Raw genomic sequence first — 21,033 nt, 5'->3', positions numbered from 1 at the left:
AAATTGGGTTAAACCGGAGGGTGTTTAGCGGGCTTTTTCGTTGAGCTTGCGTTCTTTACCTGCCAGAAGCCGCTTAATATTATCGCGGTGCATAATGGTGATAAGGAGTGAACCTATAACCGCGTATATCATATATTCGGTGGGGAATCCGCTGATCAGGGTAAGGGGTACCAGCAAAGCATAAGCACCAACCACCCCCGTTATGGAACCCAGAGAGGCAAAACCGGAAAGTCCGGCACCTATTATCAGCACTTCGCCGCCGAATATAGCAGCCACCGGACACAGGGCAATCATGCCTCCGAAGAAAGTAGCCACACCCCGTCCACCGCGGAATTTGAGGAATACCGGCCAGATATGACCGGCAACCGCCGCCAGCCCGGCTAGAACCTGAGCGAATAGAAGAGCCATGCCATTGGTACCGAAAGCCAGTGCTTCAGTGCCTATGACCAGCCCGGCAAAAGCTACAGCCGAAGCCCCTTTGATAACATCCAAAGAGGCCACCAGCAAAGCGGCTTTTCTGCCCATGGTGCGCAGTACATTGGTGGCACCGGTGCGTCCGCTGCCGAAACTGCGGATATCTATTTTGGAGCCGCGGTGGCTGACCAGATAGCCAAAGGGTATTGAACCAAGGATATAACTTACTATAACAACAAGCAGCAGCTTGGCAATTAACATTTTTCACCTCGGGCTTTAAAAGTTAAACGGATAGGCGTACCAAAAAATCCGAAAGACTCCCTGAGACGATTTTCAATAAAACGTTCATAAGAAAAATGAACCAGTTTAGGGTTGTTGACAAAAAATACGAACGAAGGCGGATTGGTTTCTGCCTGGGTAGCGTAGAAGATTTTTAACTGGACTTTGCCCTGACGGGGCGGGGTATGGGCGGAAAGGGCTTCGGTAACCACGCTGTTTACCTTGGCGGTGGGGATACGCTTGCTGCGTTCTTCCTGTACCTTTAGGGCCATGGGGATAATAGTATCAACACCACGTCCGGTTTTGCCTGAGACAAACAATATCGGAGCGTAATCTAGGAACTTAAATCTACTCTGGATAGTCTGCGTCACTTCCGCTTTATCCTGGCCTTTACCCAGATCCCATTTATTCAGGATAATGATAATACCTTTGGCGGTATCCCGGACATATCCGGCAATGTGAGTGTCCTGAGCAGTAACCAGTTCTTCGGTGTCCATAACCAGCAGAACTACATCCGCCCGGTCAATGGCCTTCAGGGCTCTGAGTACACTGTATTTCTCAACACCGCTCTCAACTTTGCCGCGTCGCCTTATCCCTGCAGTATCTATAAGTAGCACATTAGTACCATCAAAGTCAAGAGGTGTGTCAATGGCATCTCTGGTAGTACCGGGTATATTGCTTACTATTGAGCGTTCCTCTCCCAGGAAGGTATTAAGCAGAGTGGATTTACCGACATTGGTTCTGCCGACAAGTGCCAGTTTAACTGAAGTGTCTTCTTCAGGGGTGGCAATGGGCTGGTCGGGCAATTCCTCCAGTACGCGGTCCATCAGGTCTGAAATACCGGTGCCGTGGAAAGCACTTATAACCGCAGGTTCGCCAAAACCCAAACTGTAAAATTCGGTGGCTTCCTGGCCCATTTTCAGGTTGTCGGCTTTATTGGCAACCAGTATAACCGGCTTGCCGGTGCGGCGGATGATATCGGCCATTTCATAATCAGGCGTAATCAAACCGTCTTTTACATCTACCACCAGAAGCACCAGGTCAGCTTCCTTTATGGCCAGGCTTATCTGGATATTGACCTGCTGGCCAATAACGCTTTCAATATCCGGGTCAAGTCCGCCGGTATCCACCATAATCAGCCTGCGGTCCAGCCAGCTTACGGTAGCAAACAGGCGGTCACGGGTAGTACCGGGCAGGTCTTCGGTAATGGCCAGATTTTTATGGGCAAGGCGGTTTAGCAAAGTGGATTTACCCACGTTTTGTCGCCCTACAATGGCTATAATAGGGGTGGTAGTATTACTCATATATAATTTTCACAGCAGGCTTAATGCCGGCCGCCTATCTCCAGTCCACCCAGCATATCTCTTAAAACAGCCTTTTGGGCATGCAGCCGGTTTTCGGCCTGGTCAAAGATAACAGACTGAGGGCATTCCAGTATTTCCCGGTCAACCTCTTCGCCGTAGTGAGCCGGCAGAGGGTGCATGATGATGGCATCTTTCTTAGCCATGGAAACCAGCTTGGCATTAACCTGAAACCCCGTAAAGTCCTTGAGGCGTTTTTCAGTTTCAGCTTCCTGTCCCATGCTGGTCCAGACATCTGTATAAATTACATCTGCTCCGCGCAGAGCGGTTTTAAGGTCTGTTCCGCTGTAGAGTTCAGCCCCGCTGTCCTCAGCATAGGCTTCCGCTCTGGCAAACAGGTCTTTGTCTACCAGATAGCCTTTAGGTGAAGCCAGCCGGCAGTTTATACCCGTCATGGCGCAGGCCAGCAGGAGGCTGTTGGCACAGTTATTGCCATCACCTATATAAGCCAGACTAAGTCCCTTCAGGTCGCCCTTCTTCTCGTAAATGGTTAGGATATCTGCCAGCGCTTGGCAGGGATGCTCCAAGTCCGAGAGAGCGTTGATAACGGGTATATCCGCATATTTTGCCAGTTGCACCAGAGTTTCATGCCCGAATGTGCGGCAGGCGATAACATCTACAAAACGGGAAAGGACTCTGGCTACGTCAGCCACCGGTTCGCGTTTGCCCAAACCCACTTCAGCCGGAGAAAGGTATAGTGCTTCTCCGTCCATCTGCTTCATGGCTAGCTCAAAGCTGACACGGGTACGCAGGGAGGGTTTTTCAAATACCAGAGCCAGAGTTTTACCTGAGAGGCTGTTGTTCCAGCCCCTGGCTTTAAGTTCAACGGCATCTGAAAGCAGACGCCCGATATCGTCAGGGGAAAGGTCTGAAATAGAGAGCAGATCCTTGGTGTTCACTTTTCGCCTCCGGCACACAATTACCCCTAATTATAGCATTAATGTACTGGTCTGGATACTTTAGCCGTCAGGGCGTAGGTGGTCTGTTTGTAAAAATATATATAAACAACTGATATATGGTATATTATTAGTAATGGTGCTTGGGGAAAAACCGAAATAGAGTACCGTATTTACCGGCAATGTACATACCCAAACTCTGGTTTCAGGGCTGCACTTGACACCCGCTTCACAGGGGGTATTATAATGTAATCATCACTTGCGACAACTATGACAAAAGATAAATTTATAGCCTCCGGTGTTCAGCTTCAGGAGAAGTTCAGGGAACTTGCCCGTGAAGAAAGTATAAGAAATATCCGCTTTATTACTAAATGGCGGATTCTTGTTGTTATTTCGCTTCATGTCGTTGTCCGGTTGGGGGCAGTGGTTACCGGATATCTTTCGGATATAGAAAAGGCAAGCATAGCCGTTTGACATATTTTGCACCTGTTTCAATTAGCTTTACTCGAATGTGCATGGAGGAAGTATGAGACTGCGTCAGTATGACCCAAAAGAATCACTGTCTTACCTTACACTTGTGTCAGAAGTTTTGGGTGATTACAGCGCTTTTCAATCTCCCCAGGATATAATCCGCCGGTTCGGCGGTAAAAGCCTGACCGATATTACCGAAGCTCCTGAAATCCGTTTGCCAGAGCTTACTCCGCCCCTGCCTATAGGTTATGAGCAGAAGGTTTTCCAGTTTAAAGAATCCGGTGCTACCGGCGGCTCTTTTGATGTGGTTTTCAATAATCAAGGCCAGCTGATAAACTTTCGGGCACAGCTCTTCTTTGAGGGTATGCTGGCCGGCATGAGGGCTACGTATTATAACCGCCTGAAATTGCGCGCTTTGATAGAACAAATGGCTGATACGGGGAATGTCAGCTTTGACAACCGTTCTTCGCGTTATTACAGCTATTGCAACGAGCTTATGGTTACTTTCTGCCAGTTGTCTGACTTCGGTCTGACCAGCGTATCCACCTGGATTACCCAGCGTGAAGAAACCTGCCTGCAGACAATGGCCGGTTATTCAGGGGTTAAACTCCAGCCGAATTTTATTGGAGTTTAAAGTATGTCTTTCAAACGTAGTCTGACCGCCGTACTGGCATTATGCATGGTATTTACCGGAACTCTGACAGGCTGTGATACAGATAGAACTAACCCTTTAGATAATACTGATAGTAATTTGCCTAAGGTGCAGGATATATCTGTTGACGAAGCCAAAGACCTTATAGACCGGAATACCAACTCAACTGAATTTGTTATTTTAGATGTGCGTACCCCCTCCGAATATGCTCAAGGGCATATTGCCGGTGCTGTAAATCTGGATTATTATGCTTCCTTTGAAAATTCGCTTTTCGCTTTGGATAAAAATAAAACTTACCTTGTCTATTGCCGTTCAGGTAACCGCTCTGTCTCTGCCTCCCAGCTTATGGTGGATAATGGCTTTACCAGCATATATAACATGCTGGGCGGTATAAACGTCTGGATTGCGAATGGACTGCCGCTGGCAACCTAGCTACCGCGTCAGTCATTCTCTGCCGGGCTTTTTTCGGTAAACCAGCGGGGTATTCTCCAATCCGCAGTATACACTCCCTATTTTGACTGAACTTGATCAGGTTTTGGTTTTTACAGGCAAAATAGCTGACCCTCTTTGCGGTTCATCTGCTATAATGTGTTCATGAGTAAACCTGTAATTGTCCTTTTTGACGGCACAAATCTGGTTCATCGGGCATATCATGTACTGCCACCTCTTACAGTCCGCAAAACAGGTGAAGTGGTGGGGGCGGCTTTTGGTTTTGCATCTATACTTATAAAAGTCTTAACCGACCTGAAACCGGATTGTTACGCTATATCCTTTGATAAAAAAGGCCCTACCTTCAGGCATGAGATGTTCAAGGACTACAAAGCCCAACGTCCGCCCATGCCTGACGAGCTTGTCAGCCAGCTGGGACGGGTACGCCAGATTGTGGATGCTTTCAATATGCCTGTATACGAACAGAGCGGTTTTGAGGCAGATGATGTGCTGGGCACACTGGCTACCAGAGCCGCCGCCGAAGGCATGGAGGTTATAATAGCCTCCGGAGACGCAGACTCCATGCAGTTGGTCAGTCCGGATATCCGTATTCTGTATCCCGGCCCGGCCGGTTCTTTTTCCAATACCAGTCTGTATGACGAGGCGGCAGTAAGGGCAAAGTACGGTTTAGGGCCGGAGCATGTCGCAGATTACAAAGCCCTTATGGGTGATCCGTCTGACAACATACCCGGAGTACCCGGCATAGGCCCGAAAACTGCCCAGAAACTTATAGAAGAATACGGCGGCATAGAAGATATATATAAAAATCTGGATAAAATAAGCCCGCCCGGTCTCCAAAAGAAACTGGCAGACAACGCCGAAGTAGCCCGCCAGAGTAAAATATTAACTACGATTGTGTGTGATCTGCCGCTGGATTTCAGTATTCAGGAATGTAGATCGGAACACTATAACCGCCAAAAGGTGGTAGACCTTTTTCGTGAACTGGAGTTTTTCAGGCTGATTCACCGCCTGCCAGGCGGTGAAAATCCTGGCGGCGGTATGACAGATATGTTTAACACCCCCCAAAAGGTTGAAACCCGCTATATTGTAGCCAACGGGCAGAATCTAGACAGCATCGTGAAGCGGCTCACGGAAACCAAAGAGCTGGCACTGGCAGTTTCGGGCACTTCCGAAGAAGCTATAGATGCCCGCCTGACTGCGCTGGCAATTTCACCGGCAGAGGGCGAAGCCTATTTTATTTCTGCAGAATTTATCGGTAGTGCTTCGGATGGGCAGATGTTTGTTTCCGAAGGTCACCCGGGTTTGATTGCCCTGCTTACGAATAAAAATATAACCAAGACCGCTCATAATGCCAAGTACCTCATGAATCTGCTGGCTTCAGCCGGGCAGGAAATACAGGGACTGGACTTTGATACCATGCTTTCTGCCCACCTGCTGGGTGAAAAAAATCTGGGTATAAAAGACTTGGTATTTGAACACTTCGGGGTGGAAATTGCTGATGTTGAAAACATACTTACTCAGAACGGCAAGAAAAAGAGCTTCAGTGCATCAGAGCTTTCAGAAGCCGCCCAGTTGGTGGCTGATTACACCTTCCGCCTCAAGGGTCTGTTTGCCGCCCAGCTTGCCGAAATCAATCTGATAGATTTGTTTGTCAACGTTGAAATGCCTTTGGTACCTATATTACTGGGTATGGAGCGTAGCGGTATTATGCTGGATACCGATTTGCTCAAAGGTATGGCCGAAAAGGTGGGCGGGCAGATATTTAAACTGGAAGAAGCCATATATGCCCAAGCGGGACACAGCTTCAACATAGGTTCTCCCCAGCAGCTGGGGCGGATACTTTTTGACGAACTGAAACTGCCGGTTATCAAAAAAACCAAGACCGGTTATTCCACCGGGGCAGAGGTACTGGATGAACTGAAGGGTGAACACCGGATTGTAGATCTGATACTTGAATATCGTATGCTGGTCAAACTGAAATCTACCTATCTGGATACTCTGCCGCGTATGGTGAATCCGCATACCCGTCGCCTGCATACCAGTTTCAACCAGACCAGAACGGCTACCGGCAGATTGTCTTCCAGTGAACCGAATCTGCAAAATATACCCGTCAGGGGTGAAATGGGCAGAGAAATACGGCGGGCATTTATTGCCCCGAAGGGTACCGTAATGCTGGCTGGAGATTACTCCCAGATAGACCTGCGGGTGCTGGCCCATCTTTCCGGAGACCCTGCCCTGATAGAGGCTTTCCTTAAGGACCAGGATATCCACACTGCTACCGCTGCCAGATTGCTGAATATACTCCCGTCTGAAGTGACAAAGGAACAACGCCGTCTGGCTAAAACGGTGAATTTCGGAGTGATATATGGCATGAGCAGCTACGGGTTGGAACAGGCTACCGAGCTTTCGCTGGCAGAAGCCGACAAATTTATCAAGGCATATTTTGAAAAATACCCGCGGGTAGCTATTTACTTTGCGGAGATTAAGCATCAGGCTCGGACTAACGGGTACGTTGAGACCCTGCTGGGAAGACGCCGGTATATACCTGAAATCAATTCGCCCAACCGTATTTTGCGTGAATCAGCCGAACGTATGGCCATAAATATGCCTGTTCAGGGTACGTCTGCGGATATTATCAAGATGGCTATGGTCAGGCTGGATGAAAAACTGAAAGAAGAAAAGCTGAAAAGCCGCCTGCTACTTCAGGTGCATGACGAGCTTATATTTGAAGTGCCTGACGCAGAGCTTAAGCGTATGAGTGCTTTGCTGATGGAAACCATGTCAGGTGCAGTCACCTTTGAAATACCGCTTAAGGTTGAGCTTAAGTCCGGAGCAAACTGGGGAGATATGGAGTAAGACCGGACTTGGCAAAACTGCGTAATTATCTGCCGTACCTGATACTGCTGGGCATGTTTGGCCTGCTGGCATGGCTGGTTTATTTAAACCCTGTTTTAGGGGTGGATACGACTGTTTCGGGGTTTATTCAGGGCATTTCACTGCCCGGTTTTGACGGATTTATGGGTTTCATTTCCCGTCTTGGAAACTTCCCGGCTTGGGTTATCTCACCGGTTGCGGCTGTAATCTGGCTGTGGTGCAAAGGCTATCGGTTGCAATCTGTAATTTGCGGACTGGTTCCGGCTGTTACCGCCCTGATAGTGGGTATATATAAATCGCTTATTGACCGTCCTCGTCCTTACGGCCTTGAAGACGGCGGCACCAGTTTCCCATCAGGGCATACCGCCTATGCTTTGGCTTGCTACGGGGTGATATTTTTTCTGATACCCCGTTTTATCCGGGATCCCTTACTGCGTTTGGTGCTAAGGCTGGTCTGCCTTGTCCCCATATTTTTTATGGGCATTTCCAGAGTATATCTGAATGCCCACTGGCCCAGTGATGTACTGGCGTCTTACCTGCTGGCAGGGGCAGTGCTGGGTATAGGGCTGACCTATCTGCGGCTGAGATTAGCCAAAGGAGTAAACCATGCCTGAATTGCCTGAAGTTGAAACGGTAAAGAATGAAATCATGCCCCATTTGCTGGGTAAAAAGATAATCCGCATGGAAGCTTTGTGGGCCAAAACTCTTTGCCCTCCCGAAGCGGATTTTAACGCACTGGCATCAGGTACATGTGTAACCGGGCTGAGCCGCCGTGGCAAGTATATTATCATTAGCCTGAGCAGCGGGTTATTTATTAGTGTCCACCTGAAAATGAGCGGCGGACTGACGGCAATCAGGGCTGAAAACGGTCAAGCCCCCCGCTTTACCAGAGCCATTTTCCATCTGGAAAATGGAGAGCAGGTATATTTTACCGATATACGCAAATTCGGGAGGATAACCCTGCTTGCCGGTTTGGACTCTGTTTTAGAAAAACTGGGGCCTGAACCTCTGGAGGAAACTTTTACCGCCGGTGTATTTTGGCATCGTCTCTCAGGGCGCAAAGGACCTATAAAAGCGGTACTGCTTGACCAGAAGGTACTGGCTGGGGTGGGCAATATGTACGCAGATGAAGCCCTGTTTAAAGCCTGCCTGAACCCGCTCCGTTCGGCTGAAAGCCTGAGCATGGCAGAGGTGGAAAGACTGCATTCAGCTATTCAGTCAGTTTTACATAAAGCTATACAAAACAAGGGGGCAAGTGTCAGTACCTATCATCGCCCTGACGGCTCAAAGGGCGGTGCCCAGCTGGAGTTTAATGTTGCCCATCGCAGGGGCGAATCTTGCCCGGTTTGCGGTGCTCCCATAACCCGCCAGCTGATACGCCAGCGAGCCTGTTACTTCTGTCCCCGTTGCCAGTCCTGACACCCCAGTCCGTTTGAAAGTGGCTTTTGGTTGTATGAACTAGGTTCTTATGCTATATTATCTTCTTGTTTGGGCACTGGGGGGGTCGCATAGTGGTCTAGTGCGGGCGCCTGCTAAGCGCTTGCCCCGGGAAACCGGGGTCGAGGGTTCGAATCCCTCCCCCTCCGCCATCAGAATTCAGTCTTTTTATCCTCACCTGTTTATTTTCATCTTCTGCCTACATAAGCTCTGAAGTACAGTACGGGCATTTACTGGCTTTCAAGGGTATTTGGGTAGCGCAGTAAGGGCAATCTTTCTTATCAGTTTGGGCAGGAATGACAGCTTCTTTACTTTTCTGGCGGGCAGCCAGCTGGTTCAGCGGCCTTACCACAAAAAAGAAGATAGCCATAGCCAGTATTAAAAAGTTGATTAGGGCGTTAATAAATACCCCGTAGTTTATGGTTACAGCGCCCGCTGTTTGGGCAACCAGCAGGGATTCATACGGCCCGCCAATGGCACCTTCCTTAAGGACGATAAACAGATTGCCAAAATCAACATTGCCCAAAAGCAAGCCGATAGGGGGCATCAGCACATCTTTTACCAGTGAGTTTACAATAGCCCCGAAGGCTGCGCCAATTACAATACCCACAGCCAGATCTACTACATTGCCGCGCATGATAAAGATTTTGAACTCTTTAAACATACATCCTCCTCTCAACCGGTTTCATTGCATACTAATACCGCTGGCAGTGCAAATACAAGACATCCAGTTAATCATAGTATCGCACATTTTACCTGAGAGGCATTGACAGATGAGTATGCCGGTTTATACACTACTTCAGGCGGAAGGTTTATTTATCACTGGCAATATCCGCATGGGTTTAAGGTTATTTAGAATAATAGGGATGCCATTTTGGGCATAAGGTGCTTGCCTGTAATGGTGGATAAGGAGAATGTATATGACTGAAGGAAACAGTACTCTGGACCAAAAATTTTTCAAAGTATGGCTTGTTCTGCTGGGGGTAGCCTTTGCCCTGTTTATGTTTATGGCTATTTTCAAGCTGTTTGTCGATGCGGATACACTGGTAGGGGCGGAGTACCTGATAACCGGATTGGTGATGGGTGCAAGTTTTTTTCTGGTTCTTAAAGACAAACTGAATGCCAGAGCGGCAGTGGGCTCTACCCTGTTTTTTATGGGGTATATCTTTTCGGTAGTCGGTTTGGCTTTCAGCCCGTTTTTTTGGGGTCTGGGAATACTCGTTTTTGCCAGCAGCCTGATTGTGGCTTATCGCAACCGTATTTGAACTGAAACTGGAATACCTCTTTGGTATTTATGATATTTCTTCGTATTAGGGTATAATCTATATTCAGTTTAGTCTGGATACGGAGAGATTTTGCTTATGCCCGGTTATTACCTCTGGACTATTGGCTGCCAGATGAATCAAGCCGAATCAGACCGGTTGGGTAGGCTTTTTGAACTGTGGGGTTACTCTTTAGCCGATAAAGCTGAAGATGCCGAACTGGTACTGGTAAACAGCTGTGTTGTCCGTGAACATGCTGAAAACAAAGTGGTTAACCGCCTGCATCTTTTACGCAGTTTGAAGAATAAAAATCCTAAACTCAAAATAGCCCTGACCGGCTGTTTGGTTGGGCAAGATATTTCCCTCATAAAGAAAAAATTTCCATTCGTAGATTATATTTTTGGTCCGGGCAGTATGCCGGATTGGCGCGAAATTCCGGAAGGGTTTATTCTGCCGCTTAGGCCGCCTGTAAGTGCCAATGTGACCATTATGCAGGGCTGTAACAATTTCTGTACCTACTGTGTTGTGCCTTACCGCCGCGGACGGGAAAAAAGCCGAAGTATAGCTGAAATAGGCTGTGAAGTGGCTGAACTGGTCAGGCGGGGCAGCCGTGAAGTGGTACTGCTGGGGCAAAATGTAGATTCCTACGGGCATGAACTGCCTGAAAAGCCCTGTCTGGCAGATTTGCTTTCGGCACTGCATGACATTCCGGGGCTGTTACGGATACGTTTTTTAACCAGCCATCCCAAGGATATCAGCCAGAAGCTTATAGATGCCATGGCACACTTGCCTAAGGTCTGCCGCTCGCTCAGCTTGCCGGTGCAGTCTGGTGATGATACCATTTTGGCCGCTATGCGGCGGGGATATACCAATCAGCAATACCGTGAGCTGGTGGAACGTATAAAAACCGCCATGCCGGATATCAGCCTCCAGACAGATTTGATAGTAGGCTTTCCGTCTGAAAACGAAGAACAGTTTAATCAAAGCTACAAACTGATGGCCGATATAGGTTATGATGCCATACATGTGGCCGCTTATTCACCCCGCCCCCAGACTGTGGCTGCCCGTGACATGGCAGATGATGTCCCCGTTATAGAGAAAAAACGCCGCCTGAAGCTTATAGAAGACCTGCAGAAAGAAACAGTAGGCAAGGCAAACGCCGCTCTCATGGACACATTTGCCGAGGTGCTTGTGGAAGGGTTGCAAAAGAATAAGTGGCAGGGACGCACTTTAGGTGGTAAACTGGTATTTCTGGAGAGCGATTTACCGCTTGAAGGATGTCTGGTAAAGGTTAAGATATTTAAAACCAGCCCATGGTCTTTGCAGGCAAAGCTGGTAAATATCCTGGAAAGTTAAAGGAGAAAAAATGGATCAGCAGACTATCACGATGTTTGTTTTACTGGCTCTTTTCTTTGGTATGTTCTACTTTCTTATCATCAGGCCGCAACGCCAGCGTCAAAAGGATCATGCCAATCTTATGTCATCAATTGCCAAGGGTGACGGCGTTATTACTATAGGCGGTATTCACGGGGTGATAGAATCTGTAGCTGAAGACAGCGTAGTTATCAAAGTAGAGTCAGGCACTCTGCTTAAGGTTTCCAGAGGTGCTATCGGTTTTAAAAAATCCCCCGAAGATAAAAAGTAAAATCCCCAGGACGGGCATATTTTGAACTCCAGGTACGACTATATAATTGTGGGCAGCGGTATTGCCGGTTTGTATACTGCTTTACTGGCGCGTGGCCGGGGAAGTGTTTTGCTGGTTACCAAAGGCAAGATACAGGATTGCAATACCCGCCATGCTCAGGGAGGCATAGCCGCCGCCATTGGCCCGGATGATTCTCCCCGTTTGCATTTTGAAGATACCCTGATAGCCGGAGACGGTTTATGTGACCGTGAGATGGTGCGTTTGCTGGCAGACGAAGCTCCACAGCGTATTGCCGAGCTTGTTTATCTGGGAGTGCCTTTTGACAGTGTAAACGGGGAAATAGCTCTTACCTTAGAGGCTGCTCACAGTCGTCCCCGCATACTTCATGCCGGGGGGGATGCCACCGGCAAACACATTGAAATCACCCTGAACAACTGGGTACGGACTACCGAGATTGAGGTTCTGGAAGATACTCTGGCTAAAGAGCTGATTATAGAAAACGGCCAGATCAAGGGTGTGGCAACTCTGGATACAAATACCGGTGCCATCCAGAACTACCTGTGCCGTTTTGTGATACTGGCAACCGGCGGAGCTGGTCAGCTTTTCAGTTTTACCACTAACCCGGAGGTTGCCACTGCTGATGGGGTAGCTCTGGCTTTCAGGGCTGGGGCTGAGATAAAAGATATGGAGTTTTACCAGTTCCATCCTACCGCTATTCACCTGCCGGGGGTTGCCCCTTTTCTTATTTCAGAGGCAGTTCGGGGAGAAGGCGGTATTTTGCGGAATATAGAGGGCAAACGCTTTATGCCCGAATATTCCCCTCAGGCCGAACTTGCCCCAAGAGACGTGGTAGCTCGCAGTATTCACCTTGAGATGCTTAAAACCGGTGCTGACCATGTTTATCTGGATGTTACCCATTTGCCTCCCCACAAAGTAAGCAGCCGCTTCCCTCAGATATACCGTTTTTGTCTGGATCACGGACTGGATATTACCCGTGAGGCCATACCTGTTTCTCCGGCGGCCCATTATATGATAGGCGGGATAAAAGTAGACAGCTGGGGAGAAACCAATATCAAGGGGCTTTTTGCCTGCGGCGAAGTAGCCTGTACCGGTGTTCACGGGGCGAACCGTCTGGCTTCAAATTCGCTTTTAGAGGTGTTGGTATTCGGTAGGCGGATTATAGAATACACTGCCGGTGAAAACCAGCCTGAAATGCTTGCTCCGCTGCCCCAACTGACTAAAAGATTGCTGGGATGGGGCAAATACGTGCGTGATTTACCCGAGCCTTCAATACCCGCTCTCCAGAAGCTTCTCTGGGAAGACTCTGGTATAATAAGAAGCTATGGCGGTTTGGTGAAAGCTCAGGAGATACTCTCAGGCTGGCAATACAGTCTGGGTGACGTTTCCAACCGCAAAGGGATTGAACTTGCAAACCTTATTTTGGCCGGAAGGCTTATGGTAGAATCAGCCCTGCTCAGGCAGGAAAGCCGCGGGGCACATTACCGTACTGATTTTCCTGACCACCAGCCCGAATGGGAAAAACATATAGTCTTTATTAAGGAGGATTAACATGTCCCAGTCTCAAATTGAGAAAATTATTGACAATGCCTGTAACGAAGATTTTGCCCGGGGTGATGTTACTACTGAAACACTTATCCCGTCTTCTTTGGCAGGACGGGCTATTATAGTTGCCAAGCAGGATGGGGTACTGGCTGGAGCTGAAGTAGCCAAGATAGTATTTGTAAAGCATGACCCTACCATGGAAGTGGAAATACTGATAGAAGACGGCAAGAGGGTAAAAACCGGAGATGTTATCATGGTGCTTAACGGCAGGGTGATAAACATACTCAAGTGTGAACGTACCGCCCTGAATTTCATAACCCACTTAAGCGGCATTGCATCTCTTACGGCCAAGTATATTTCCAAAGTAGATGGATTGAATGTTTCTCTGGCAGATACCCGTAAAACCATACCCGGTATGCGGATACTGGAAAAATATGCCGTATATGCCGCAGGCGGCAAAAGCAACAGACCTGATCTGGCTTGCGGGATACTTATAAAGGATAACCACCTGATGGCTTTGTCTGCCAAAGGCATAGGTGTAAAAGAAGCCATTGAAAAGGCTAAAACCAACAAGAGCAAACTGCCGGTAACTATAGAAGTAAATACTCTGGAACAGGTAGCACAAGCCATAGAGGCTGCGCCCAATTCCATTTTACTGGATAATATGAGCATTGCCGATATGAAAAAGGCAGTTGATATTATACCGGAGACCATAAAGATAGAGGCTTCCGGCAATATCAATCTGGATAATGTCCGTGAAGTGGCCATGACCGGGGTTGATGTTATTTCAGTGGGGGCTTTGACTCATTCGGCTCCGGCGCTGGACTTCAGTTTGGAGTTTCCCGTTCAGCAGCAGGCACAGGAATAGCCGGTTAAAGTAACTCTTAAAAAAGAATAATCAGCACGGAGTTTATTCAGTGCCGGTTTCAGGTGAGGCTTTTAGCTGCGGGGAATCTTCAGGCTTAATAACATGGCAGAAGATATCTACCAGCTCAGGGTCAAACTGGGAGCCGGCACAACGTTTCAGTTCGGCTACCGCTTGCTCAGTGTGAAGCTGGGTGCGATAGGGGCGGGGTGAAGTAACCGCATCATAGGCATCTGCTATGCTGAGTATTCTGGCTTCCAGAGGTATGTTTTCACCCTTCAGTCCAAAAGGATACCCGCTGCCGTCAAAGTGTTCATGGTGATGGAGTATAGCCGGAAGGCAGTTAACCAGATCCATGATACGTTTTAATATCTCCACTCCCAGTTCCGGGTGGGTCTTGATAGGTTCCCATTCTTCATCGTCCAGAGCGGAGGGTTTTGTCAGGATATGGTCAGGTACGCCTATCTTGCCGATATCATGCAATAGTCCGGCTGCCCGTATAGTTTCCACTTTTTCCTCAGAGAGCTTCAATATCTCTGCCAGAGCCACCGCATATTCACTAACCTTGCGGGAATGCCCGTAAGTATAGTGATCTTTGGCGTCAACCGTGGCCGCCAGAGCATAGATAATGGACATGGCTTTGGGGCGGGCTTCCAATTCAGAGCTGATTATCTGGGTGGAGTTATTATTCAGGTCAGCAGGCAGGCTGGTGCGGTTTCGTCCGGTTTCCTTTGAACGGTACAGGGCGGCATCAGCCTTGGCTATAATCTCCTCTTTCATTACCCCGTCAGTCGGCCAGTTAGCCAGACCCAGAGAAGCAGTTATCGGCATGTCACGAAAAGAAGATTTAGACTCAATATTCTTTCGGATACGTTCGGCTACATGGTAAGCGTCTTCAATCTTGGTGCCGGGTAGCATTATGGCAAATTCCTCACCGCCATAGCGGAAAGCCATGTCGATAGAGCGGATGGAGTTTTCCAGTATTTTACCCAGTCTGCGTAGCAGTTGGTCACCTGCCAGATGGCCGTATACGTCGTTGTAGACCTTAAACAGGTCAAGGTCCAGCAGTATCAGGGAAAAGGTATTGCCAAAGCGTGAACCGCGGGCTATTTCCTGTTCTATGCGCTCATGGAAGTGGCGGTGATTATACAGGCGGGTAAGTTCATCGGTATTGGCGCGGATAGTGGCCTGAGTGTAGAGCTGGGCATTTTCTATAATAACACCAGCCTGATTAGCCACACTTATCAGCATATCCAAATCCTCGGTAGAATATATACCCCCCCGCTTCTTGTTTCCCAGCCCGATAATACCTATAAGTTTGTCGCGGCTTTTAATGGGATACAACAACCCCATCTCTGATTTTTGGAGTTGCTCTTTTTCTATCTGCCATAAGCCTTTCAGTTCAGGCAGATTGTCCAGTTTATTCAGATAAAGCTGGGCGTTATTTTTATCCAGCCAGGAAATAACGGGGTTGTCCGCCGCCAATTTGAACTGGGTTTTAAGGTGGTCATCTGCGGGGTAGATGTACTCCATAGAGAATTCGCCGCTGGCAACATCAGGGAAAAGCAGTGCGGCTTTATTTATATTTAAAGACTTAGCCAGATCAGGTAACAGCGATTTGGCCAGTTCCTCCAGATTAAGTATATTGCCCATCTTGCGGGAAAAGCCCATGAGGGCCAGACGGGATTCATAGGTTTCCTGGTAAAACAGACGGTCTATGCGCTTTTCAATAAATGTTCTCAACGGGCGGGCTGTCATGGCCAGTATCAGTACAATCAGGGTTGCCATAAGGATGATAGTAGACATTTCTTCGGCAGGGAATATCCGCGTAGCTATAAATATAGCTCCTGCATATACAGTTATCATGGAGAAGAACAGAAGGACGTAAGTAAGGGTTTTGCGGGCTATCAGTTTGATATCAATCAAACGGTACTGGGTGATAGCGTAAACGATAATCCCCGCATTTATAAAGTTGCCCACATGGTCAAGGGGAAGGCCGTAGATACGGGGGTTGTCGCTAAGATTGGTATAGCTTGAAAGGACTACTATTACCCATCCCAGTACCAAATACAGTGTGCGGTTGCGTTCAGCTGGGTCTGTAGATTGACGATATTTCTGGACTAAGTGGTAAATAATTACCCCGATGAATGATAAAGCAAGTATAAAAACAGAATAAAACACCGGAGTTATTGTGTGGTAAACAACATTGTCCTCTATGTAGGCGGATGTGACCAGCTGTCCGGTCAGGTTAAGGAAAATATCCAGCGCCAGTGCTATGTAACCTATTATCAGAAAAAGTTTGCCTCTGCGGTTGGTATAGGCGCGGATAAACTGGTAGTACATAAGCATGGCGGCAAACAGGGCAATATTCAGCAGGTTGTGCCGGATCAGGGTTTGCTCCGGCGGGGCATCAATATGGAGCATGAAAGAGGTGAAACTCCAGAAAGCAGCGGCACCTAAAAACACGGAAAAAACTCTGGTGATAGACTGCCGTTTTGAAAGCAGAACAACCGCCAGCAGCACTAAATATGCAATACTGGTTACAAGCGGTACCAGAGCCCAGATAGTCACGAAAATGCCTCTTTATTACCCGTTATATCCGGGTGAATAGTTAAAAATCAAGCTTGTATTGAGCCATTATGAAGTACAAGCTGGTTGTTGTCAAATACGGACAACTGGTAAAACCAAGGGGCGGTAGCTTTGAGCACCGCCCCTTTTTGGCTGACACTGGTGGTTTTTTGTTTTAGACTCTTACAGGTTCTTCCTGTTTCACAGTCACTCTGGTGGTAGTATGCAGCATAAATTCCAGATCCTCGGCAGAGGGATTCAAATGGGGTGGCTTCAAGTTGCCCAAATCTGCCCCTGCATTCTGCTGGCGTATTTTATACAGTTTGAAAGAGCCTTTGGGCAGGAAGGTAACATCCAGCGGCATCAAACCTATAAACGACTCCAAGTCTGCATAACCGGGGTGTACTTTTTTCAGTTCTTCGTGGATAGATGCTATTGCCTGTTCCTTGTCCTGAGTAGTGTTGTCTTTGGGTTCAATATACAAGTGCAGGCGGGGTGTATTGTTTACCCGTTCCTTGCAGGCCATCCAATCCACATATTCTATATGGCTGTTTTCCACTGCCTGCCAGATGCCTTTTTCCGACAGGCGGGTAAAACCGGCGATATCAATCTGGTCATCTACTCTGGTCAGGTAAATCATCTGGGGGATATCTATATTTAAAGCTTCGTTACGCAAAGATGTTATCTGTACCAGATGTCCTAACCGGTAGCGGATGAATGGGCCGCCATGGAAGCTGGTTATAACCACTTCGTAGTTGCCGGGTTTCAATTCATTCATCAGCAGGGTCTTGGGCTGGTAGCTGGTATCACGCCAACTCTTTATAGCCTCTTCTTCAGGTATAAATTCAAAGAACTGCATATAGGGAACAAAGGTCATACTGGAATAATCCCATGTTTGGGTAGCTATTAAAAAGGCCTCGGTACAACCGTGGAAATCCAGCGGATACCGTCCCCACTGTTCCTTTATTTTCTCACGGTAAACACTGCCGTCAATACCGTAGGTCATAATTCCCTTTACCTTCCAGAGGTCTTTAGGGAGCATGGGGCGTCCGGCCAGTTTGGCTTTGATTTTACCTTTTGCCAGCCGCAACAGGGCTTTAGGGTTGGACAGAAGGAATTTCATACTCATTTTACCGCTGCTCTGGCTGAAGCGGTTGCCCATGGCCACAGTTACACTGGACATAGCCAGACTGTAATCCAGCCCTTCAGAAAGAGCCAGCTGAAAGCCTTTCTTTATCCGGTCTTCAAACGGAATTCTTTCGGCCTCTTCCACCTTGGGCAGGAAGTTAAACTTTTCGTGGGGGAAACAGCGGGCAATAGTGCCGGTGGCGTAGGGCGGGGGTGCCATGCCGTAAAGCACCGCATCATTGGGGCGGATATTTATGTCCTTGCGTTTATTGCAGCTGCTGAAGAGAGCCATTGCCCATACCAGTGACTCTACTTCGTCCATCTGGCGGGCAGTTACCGGTGCCCAGCGGTGGGCGTATTCGCCGTTTTTACCGGAAGTATATTGCCAGAGGATAGGTCTTTTGGGAAGTATGTCCATGCGTCTTTTTGTCAGGAAAGGGGCATAATCTGCATAGGTAGTCAGGGGTACACTCCGCCTCAGTTCCTCTGAATTGGTGGGTACAGCCCCATTGAAGATATGCTTGCCTAGTTCACATTTTTTAAGAAGCTCCAGCTGCTCTTGAAGGAGTCTTTCCTGTATCTTCATAAAATCTTCAAGGCTAAGGTCTATAAAACCACAGCAACGGTCCCAGATTTCCTCAAGTTTACCCTGTGCAAATAGTTCACCAAGCTGAGTCATTTGGCTACTCCTTTTATAGTATTTGAAAAATTACGCTGTTTTATATAAGCCGCAATGCTTTTGCGGTTTGGTACCAGCATGGGGGTAGTTTTTTGGTATTGGGTATAACCCGGAAACATCCTGCCAAATACCCAGCGGTCTTGGATGTATACCAGTGCTATATCCAGGAGACTCCAGATAATGGCTGCCCACAGGGCGAAGTAAGTACCTGCGCCCAGTGTCATACCTGCCATAGCTAGTACAAACCAGGGTACGCCGGGGTGGCGCACCAGGGCATAAAACCCGCTGGTAACCAGTTTGTCTCCTACTCCGGTTTTGACATAAGTTTTACCGAAAGGTAGGTTGATAAAGAGGGAATAAAGGAAAAAATATATGCCGATGGCAAATACCACCCAGCCGGCGGCACTGAGCCAGACGGGCAGAGCTAATGAATCGCCATTGAAGCAGACCATGAAACCCGAATAAAGGAGCAGGGCAGAGCCTGACAGCCAGAGTACGGGTTTGAGGAGAGGCAACCTTTTCAGGGCCACAAAATCAAAGATGTGGACCAGAGAAAAACCGACTGCGCCAATAAATACATAAAACATGTTCTAAATATGGCAGACAGAAAATACCCTTGGAAGGTTTTGAATACTAGAACAATGTTCTATTAAAGCTGAGGAGAAAAAATAAAAGCCCTCTTCATACGAAGAGGGCTTAAAAAAAGCTTTTAAAAACCTGTTTTAGATTATTTCCACTTAAGTTTTACTTCGCCGCCGGGGGTTTCATCTTTGCTGCCGGTGCTACCCAGTTTGCTAAGGGCTTCAAGGTCGCTCATGGCAGAAGATCCTTTGCCCAGTTCCAACCCGTAGCCTACAAAGAAATCTACGAAACTCTTAAGGAGCTTCTTGGTATCTTCCTGGAAGGAGACCAATTCTTCTCTGCTGGCAGACTTGTTGGATTTTTCAAGCAGTTTCTTTACATCCTGCTTCAGGGCCTCAAACTCCTGGTTGGAGATTCCGTTTTCCTTGCGGCTTTCACCGCCAAGCTGAGAGTCAATAAGGTAATTCAGAAAATCCGCTTGGCTAAGATCGCCGCGGTTTTCGTCAATCCGCCTTACCAGCTCCGCCGGTACAATCAGCATTCGTTTGTCAGACATGGTATCTCCTTTTACTGCCCCAGTAAGTTAGGCTTCGTCCTGTTCATTATCTTTAAGGTCCAGTGTGTCTAATATATTATCAATACTGCGCAAAAGTTCAAGCCCCTTGGCGGTTACTCTATAGGTAACAGAGGGGTTGCCAAGCTGTACACGGTCAATAAGCTCCCTCTCCAGCATAAAGTTCAAATATTTCTGAAGCTGGAAATAAGACATATTGACGCTATACATGATCTCAGTCTTGCCGGCTTCACCCAGCCTGAGCATGTCAGCGATAATCTCTATACTAGAACGTCTGCGGTCTAATCTCATAACCCTTTTGACCCATTACTATCTACTATGGAGTTACTATTATACTATGCCATGCAAGCCGAATATAACCCCCCAGTTTTAAATTTTTTTAAAAATATTTCAGGAGGGGGTTTCCAGTATTTTCAGGGCTTCTTCCAGATCCGGCGGAAGAGGGGAGGTGAACTCCACTACCTGCCCGTTTGAAGGCAGGGCAAAGCTAAGGCGGTGCGCATGAAGGAACTGCCGTTTTACCCAGGATTCCTTTTGGCCGTAAACTGCATCACCTGCCACCGGGTGGCCTATGGCGGCAAAATGGACACGTATCTGGTGGGTACGGCCGGTTTCAAGTTTGACTTCAAGCAGGCTGTATCCTTGAATATACCGCAGTACTTTATACCCGGTACGGGCATGCCTCCCGTCAGATACCACTGCAATTTTCTGGCGGTTTTGGGGGTCACGCCCCAAGGGGGCTTCAATAAACCCTTCGGCAGGCCTTAGTTCCCCTTTTACCAGTGCCAGATAGTACTTGCGTACGGTCCGTTCTTTAAACTGGGCAGACAGGTTGGCCAGTGCCTGACGGTTTTTAGCTACCAGCAGCAGTCCGGAGGTATCTTTATCCAGACGGTGGACTATTCCGGGGCGAAGAGGGTCATCAAAATCTTCCATTTCAGGTTCCAGTGCCAATACCCCGTTTACCAGTGTGTGGTCAGGGTGACCGGGGGCAGGATGTACGGTAAGTCCGGGAGGCTTGTTTATAAGCAACAGGTCTTTATCCTGAAAGATTATTTCCAGCGGTATATTTTCGGCTTTAAGTTCAGAGGGGGTTTCGGGAGGGATTTCTATAGTTATTGTATCGCCGGTTTTAAGCCTCAGGCTGGGTTTGGCAGACTGGTTGTTTACCAGTATATGACCTGAACTCACCAGTTCCTGAATAAAACTGCGGGAAAGCCCTGATTCCTTTTGGGTAATATATTTATCCAGTCTTTCGCCGGCAGTTTCGGCTACCAGTTTAAACGTTTTCACTGGTATCTCCGGATACATGGGATGAGACAATGTACAAAAG

General features: G+C 48.0%; 21 protein-coding genes and 1 tRNA gene. 12 read left to right on the top strand and 10 right to left on the bottom strand.

Translation table 11 applies throughout. The features are described 5' to 3' along the window. Positions 1 to 24: 24 nt before the first annotated feature. Genes plsY through argF form a run of 3 tightly spaced genes read right to left on the bottom strand, consistent with a single transcriptional unit; the run spans position 25 to position 2,953 of the window. Complete coding sequence (plsY, locus tag WC259_RS04285; RefSeq protein WP_011309755.1) at positions 25 to 675, bottom strand: glycerol-3-phosphate 1-O-acyltransferase PlsY; 651 nt, start codon at positions 673 to 675, stop codon at positions 25 to 27. After that, on the bottom strand, positions 669 to 1,997 hold the full coding sequence (gene der / locus WC259_RS04280; RefSeq protein ID WP_015407223.1) for a ribosome biogenesis GTPase Der: 1,329 nt from the start codon (positions 1,995 to 1,997) through the stop codon (positions 669 to 671). Before der ends, plsY begins: the two co-directional genes overlap by 7 nt. A 20-nt stretch (positions 1,998 to 2,017) precedes the next feature. Further along, on the bottom strand, positions 2,018 to 2,953 hold the full coding sequence (gene argF / locus WC259_RS04275; protein ID WP_011309753.1) for an ornithine carbamoyltransferase: 936 nt from the start codon (positions 2,951 to 2,953) through the stop codon (positions 2,018 to 2,020). A gap of 267 nt (positions 2,954 to 3,220) precedes the next feature. Between argF and WC259_RS04270 the strand changes: the two genes are divergently transcribed. The 7 genes from WC259_RS04270 (at position 3,221) to WC259_RS04240 (ending at position 8,986) form a co-directional block, all read left to right on the top strand. Further along, positions 3,221 to 3,424 carry a hypothetical protein gene (locus tag WC259_RS04270; RefSeq protein ID WP_011309751.1) on the top strand — a complete coding sequence of 68 codons (204 nt, stop codon included), beginning with the start codon at positions 3,221 to 3,223 and terminating at the stop codon, positions 3,422 to 3,424. A gap of 52 nt (positions 3,425 to 3,476) precedes the next feature. Further along, positions 3,477 to 4,055, top strand: a complete 579-nt coding sequence (locus tag WC259_RS04265) for a hypothetical protein (protein ID WP_011309750.1) — start codon at positions 3,477 to 3,479, stop codon at positions 4,053 to 4,055. Between the two features lie 3 nt (positions 4,056 to 4,058). Then, positions 4,059 to 4,505 (top strand): rhodanese-like domain-containing protein, encoded by a 447-nt coding sequence (locus tag WC259_RS04260; protein WP_372643295.1) that lies wholly within the window; start codon positions 4,059 to 4,061, stop codon positions 4,503 to 4,505. 162 nt (positions 4,506 to 4,667) lie between these two features. Continuing rightward, positions 4,668 to 7,379 carry a DNA polymerase I gene (gene polA, locus WC259_RS04255; RefSeq protein WP_061977441.1) on the top strand — a complete coding sequence of 904 codons (2,712 nt, stop codon included), beginning with the start codon at positions 4,668 to 4,670 and terminating at the stop codon, positions 7,377 to 7,379. An 8-nt stretch (positions 7,380 to 7,387) separates the two neighbouring features. Next, complete coding sequence (locus tag WC259_RS04250) at positions 7,388 to 8,011, top strand: phosphatase PAP2 family protein (RefSeq protein WP_061977439.1); 624 nt, start codon at positions 7,388 to 7,390, stop codon at positions 8,009 to 8,011. After that, positions 8,004 to 8,816: a DNA-formamidopyrimidine glycosylase gene (gene mutM / locus WC259_RS04245; protein WP_011309746.1), complete on the top strand. Its 813-nt coding sequence runs from the start codon at positions 8,004 to 8,006 to the stop codon at positions 8,814 to 8,816. The genes WC259_RS04250 and mutM overlap by 8 nt, the downstream gene beginning before the upstream one ends. A gap of 78 nt (positions 8,817 to 8,894) precedes the next feature. Next, positions 8,895 to 8,986, top strand: a tRNA-Ser gene (locus WC259_RS04240). A gap of 47 nt (positions 8,987 to 9,033) precedes the next feature. On the opposite strand, the gene mscL is transcribed toward WC259_RS04240, so the two are convergent. After that, positions 9,034 to 9,498: a large conductance mechanosensitive channel protein MscL gene (gene mscL / locus WC259_RS04235; protein WP_012034141.1), complete on the bottom strand. Its 465-nt coding sequence runs from the start codon at positions 9,496 to 9,498 to the stop codon at positions 9,034 to 9,036. A 256-nt stretch (positions 9,499 to 9,754) separates the two neighbouring features. On the opposite strand from mscL, the gene WC259_RS04230 reads away from it, so the two are divergent. The 5 genes from WC259_RS04230 (at position 9,755) to nadC (ending at position 14,172) form a co-directional block, all read left to right on the top strand. Further along, complete coding sequence (locus WC259_RS04230; protein ID WP_059280167.1) at positions 9,755 to 10,099, top strand: hypothetical protein; 345 nt, start codon at positions 9,755 to 9,757, stop codon at positions 10,097 to 10,099. A gap of 96 nt (positions 10,100 to 10,195) precedes the next feature. After that, positions 10,196 to 11,452 (top strand): tRNA (N6-isopentenyl adenosine(37)-C2)-methylthiotransferase MiaB, encoded by a 1,257-nt coding sequence (gene miaB / locus WC259_RS04225; protein ID WP_059280166.1) that lies wholly within the window; start codon positions 10,196 to 10,198, stop codon positions 11,450 to 11,452. A 10-nt stretch (positions 11,453 to 11,462) separates the two neighbouring features. Next, positions 11,463 to 11,741, top strand: coding sequence for a preprotein translocase subunit YajC (gene yajC, locus WC259_RS04220; protein WP_011309742.1), 279 nt, complete (start codon positions 11,463 to 11,465; stop codon positions 11,739 to 11,741). 21 nt (positions 11,742 to 11,762) lie between these two features. Then, a complete protein-coding gene (gene nadB / locus WC259_RS04215) occupies positions 11,763 to 13,310 on the top strand; it encodes an L-aspartate oxidase (RefSeq protein WP_011309741.1) in 1,548 nt (515 codons plus the stop codon). 1 nt (position 13,311) lies between these two features. Then, entirely contained in the window at positions 13,312 to 14,172 is an 861-nt protein-coding gene (gene nadC / locus WC259_RS04210) for a carboxylating nicotinate-nucleotide diphosphorylase (protein ID WP_011309740.1), read from the top strand. A gap of 42 nt (positions 14,173 to 14,214) precedes the next feature. On the opposite strand, the gene WC259_RS04205 is transcribed toward nadC, so the two are convergent. From WC259_RS04205 to WC259_RS04180, 6 genes are all read right to left on the bottom strand, one after another. Then, the gene (locus tag WC259_RS04205; protein ID WP_015407910.1) at positions 14,215 to 16,740 is read right to left on the bottom strand and encodes a diguanylate cyclase; all 2,526 of its coding nucleotides are present in this window, start codon (positions 16,738 to 16,740) and stop codon (positions 14,215 to 14,217) included. 172 nt (positions 16,741 to 16,912) lie between these two features. After that, positions 16,913 to 18,544 (bottom strand): GH3 auxin-responsive promoter family protein, encoded by a 1,632-nt coding sequence (locus tag WC259_RS04200; RefSeq protein ID WP_011309737.1) that lies wholly within the window; start codon positions 18,542 to 18,544, stop codon positions 16,913 to 16,915. Further along, positions 18,541 to 19,131, bottom strand: a complete 591-nt coding sequence (locus tag WC259_RS04195; RefSeq protein WP_011309736.1) for an isoprenylcysteine carboxylmethyltransferase family protein — start codon at positions 19,129 to 19,131, stop codon at positions 18,541 to 18,543. The genes WC259_RS04200 and WC259_RS04195 overlap by 4 nt, the downstream gene beginning before the upstream one ends. A 140-nt stretch (positions 19,132 to 19,271) precedes the next feature. Beyond that, positions 19,272 to 19,682: a hypothetical protein gene (locus WC259_RS04190; protein ID WP_011309735.1), complete on the bottom strand. Its 411-nt coding sequence runs from the start codon at positions 19,680 to 19,682 to the stop codon at positions 19,272 to 19,274. A 27-nt stretch (positions 19,683 to 19,709) separates the two neighbouring features. Next, positions 19,710 to 19,991 carry a winged helix-turn-helix domain-containing protein gene (locus WC259_RS04185; protein WP_011309734.1) on the bottom strand — a complete coding sequence of 94 codons (282 nt, stop codon included), beginning with the start codon at positions 19,989 to 19,991 and terminating at the stop codon, positions 19,710 to 19,712. A gap of 99 nt (positions 19,992 to 20,090) precedes the next feature. Beyond that, entirely contained in the window at positions 20,091 to 20,993 is a 903-nt protein-coding gene (locus WC259_RS04180; RefSeq protein WP_077998257.1) for an RluA family pseudouridine synthase, read from the bottom strand. Positions 20,994 to 21,033 lie beyond the last annotated feature (40 nt).

Source organism: Dehalococcoides sp., from assembly GCF_041654235.1.
Lineage (GTDB): Bacteria > Chloroflexota > Dehalococcoidia > Dehalococcoidales > Dehalococcoidaceae > Dehalococcoides > Dehalococcoides mccartyi_B.
Note: the sequence above shows the minus strand (reverse complement) of the source record. Positions and strands in the feature narration are given on the sequence as shown.

Coding starts and splice junctions, on each gene's coding strand:
- WC259_RS04200 (WP_011309737.1), bottom strand. CDS start 18,544: ATGACTCAGCTTGGTGAACTATTTGCACAGGGTAAACTTGAGGAAATC.
- WC259_RS04190 (WP_011309735.1), bottom strand. CDS start 19,682: ATGTCTGACAAACGAATGCTGATTGTACCGGCGGAGCTGGTAAGGCGG.
- WC259_RS04270 (WP_011309751.1), top strand. CDS start 3,221: ATGACAAAAGATAAATTTATAGCCTCCGGTGTTCAGCTTCAGGAGAAG.
- plsY (WP_011309755.1), bottom strand. CDS start 675: ATGTTAATTGCCAAGCTGCTGCTTGTTGTTATAGTAAGTTATATCCTT.
- mscL (WP_012034141.1), bottom strand. CDS start 9,498: ATGTTTAAAGAGTTCAAAATCTTTATCATGCGCGGCAATGTAGTAGAT.
- WC259_RS04260 (WP_372643295.1), top strand. CDS start 4,059: ATGTCTTTCAAACGTAGTCTGACCGCCGTACTGGCATTATGCATGGTA.
- yajC (WP_011309742.1), top strand. CDS start 11,463: ATGGATCAGCAGACTATCACGATGTTTGTTTTACTGGCTCTTTTCTTT.
- WC259_RS04230 (WP_059280167.1), top strand. CDS start 9,755: ATGACTGAAGGAAACAGTACTCTGGACCAAAAATTTTTCAAAGTATGG.
- mutM (WP_011309746.1), top strand. CDS start 8,004: ATGCCTGAATTGCCTGAAGTTGAAACGGTAAAGAATGAAATCATGCCC.
- WC259_RS04185 (WP_011309734.1), bottom strand. CDS start 19,991: ATGAGATTAGACCGCAGACGTTCTAGTATAGAGATTATCGCTGACATG.
- nadC (WP_011309740.1), top strand. CDS start 13,312: ATGTCCCAGTCTCAAATTGAGAAAATTATTGACAATGCCTGTAACGAA.
- der (WP_015407223.1), bottom strand. CDS start 1,997: ATGAGTAATACTACCACCCCTATTATAGCCATTGTAGGGCGACAAAAC.
- WC259_RS04265 (WP_011309750.1), top strand. CDS start 3,477: ATGAGACTGCGTCAGTATGACCCAAAAGAATCACTGTCTTACCTTACA.
- polA (WP_061977441.1), top strand. CDS start 4,668: ATGAGTAAACCTGTAATTGTCCTTTTTGACGGCACAAATCTGGTTCAT.
- WC259_RS04195 (WP_011309736.1), bottom strand. CDS start 19,131: ATGTTTTATGTATTTATTGGCGCAGTCGGTTTTTCTCTGGTCCACATC.
- miaB (WP_059280166.1), top strand. CDS start 10,196: ATGCCCGGTTATTACCTCTGGACTATTGGCTGCCAGATGAATCAAGCC.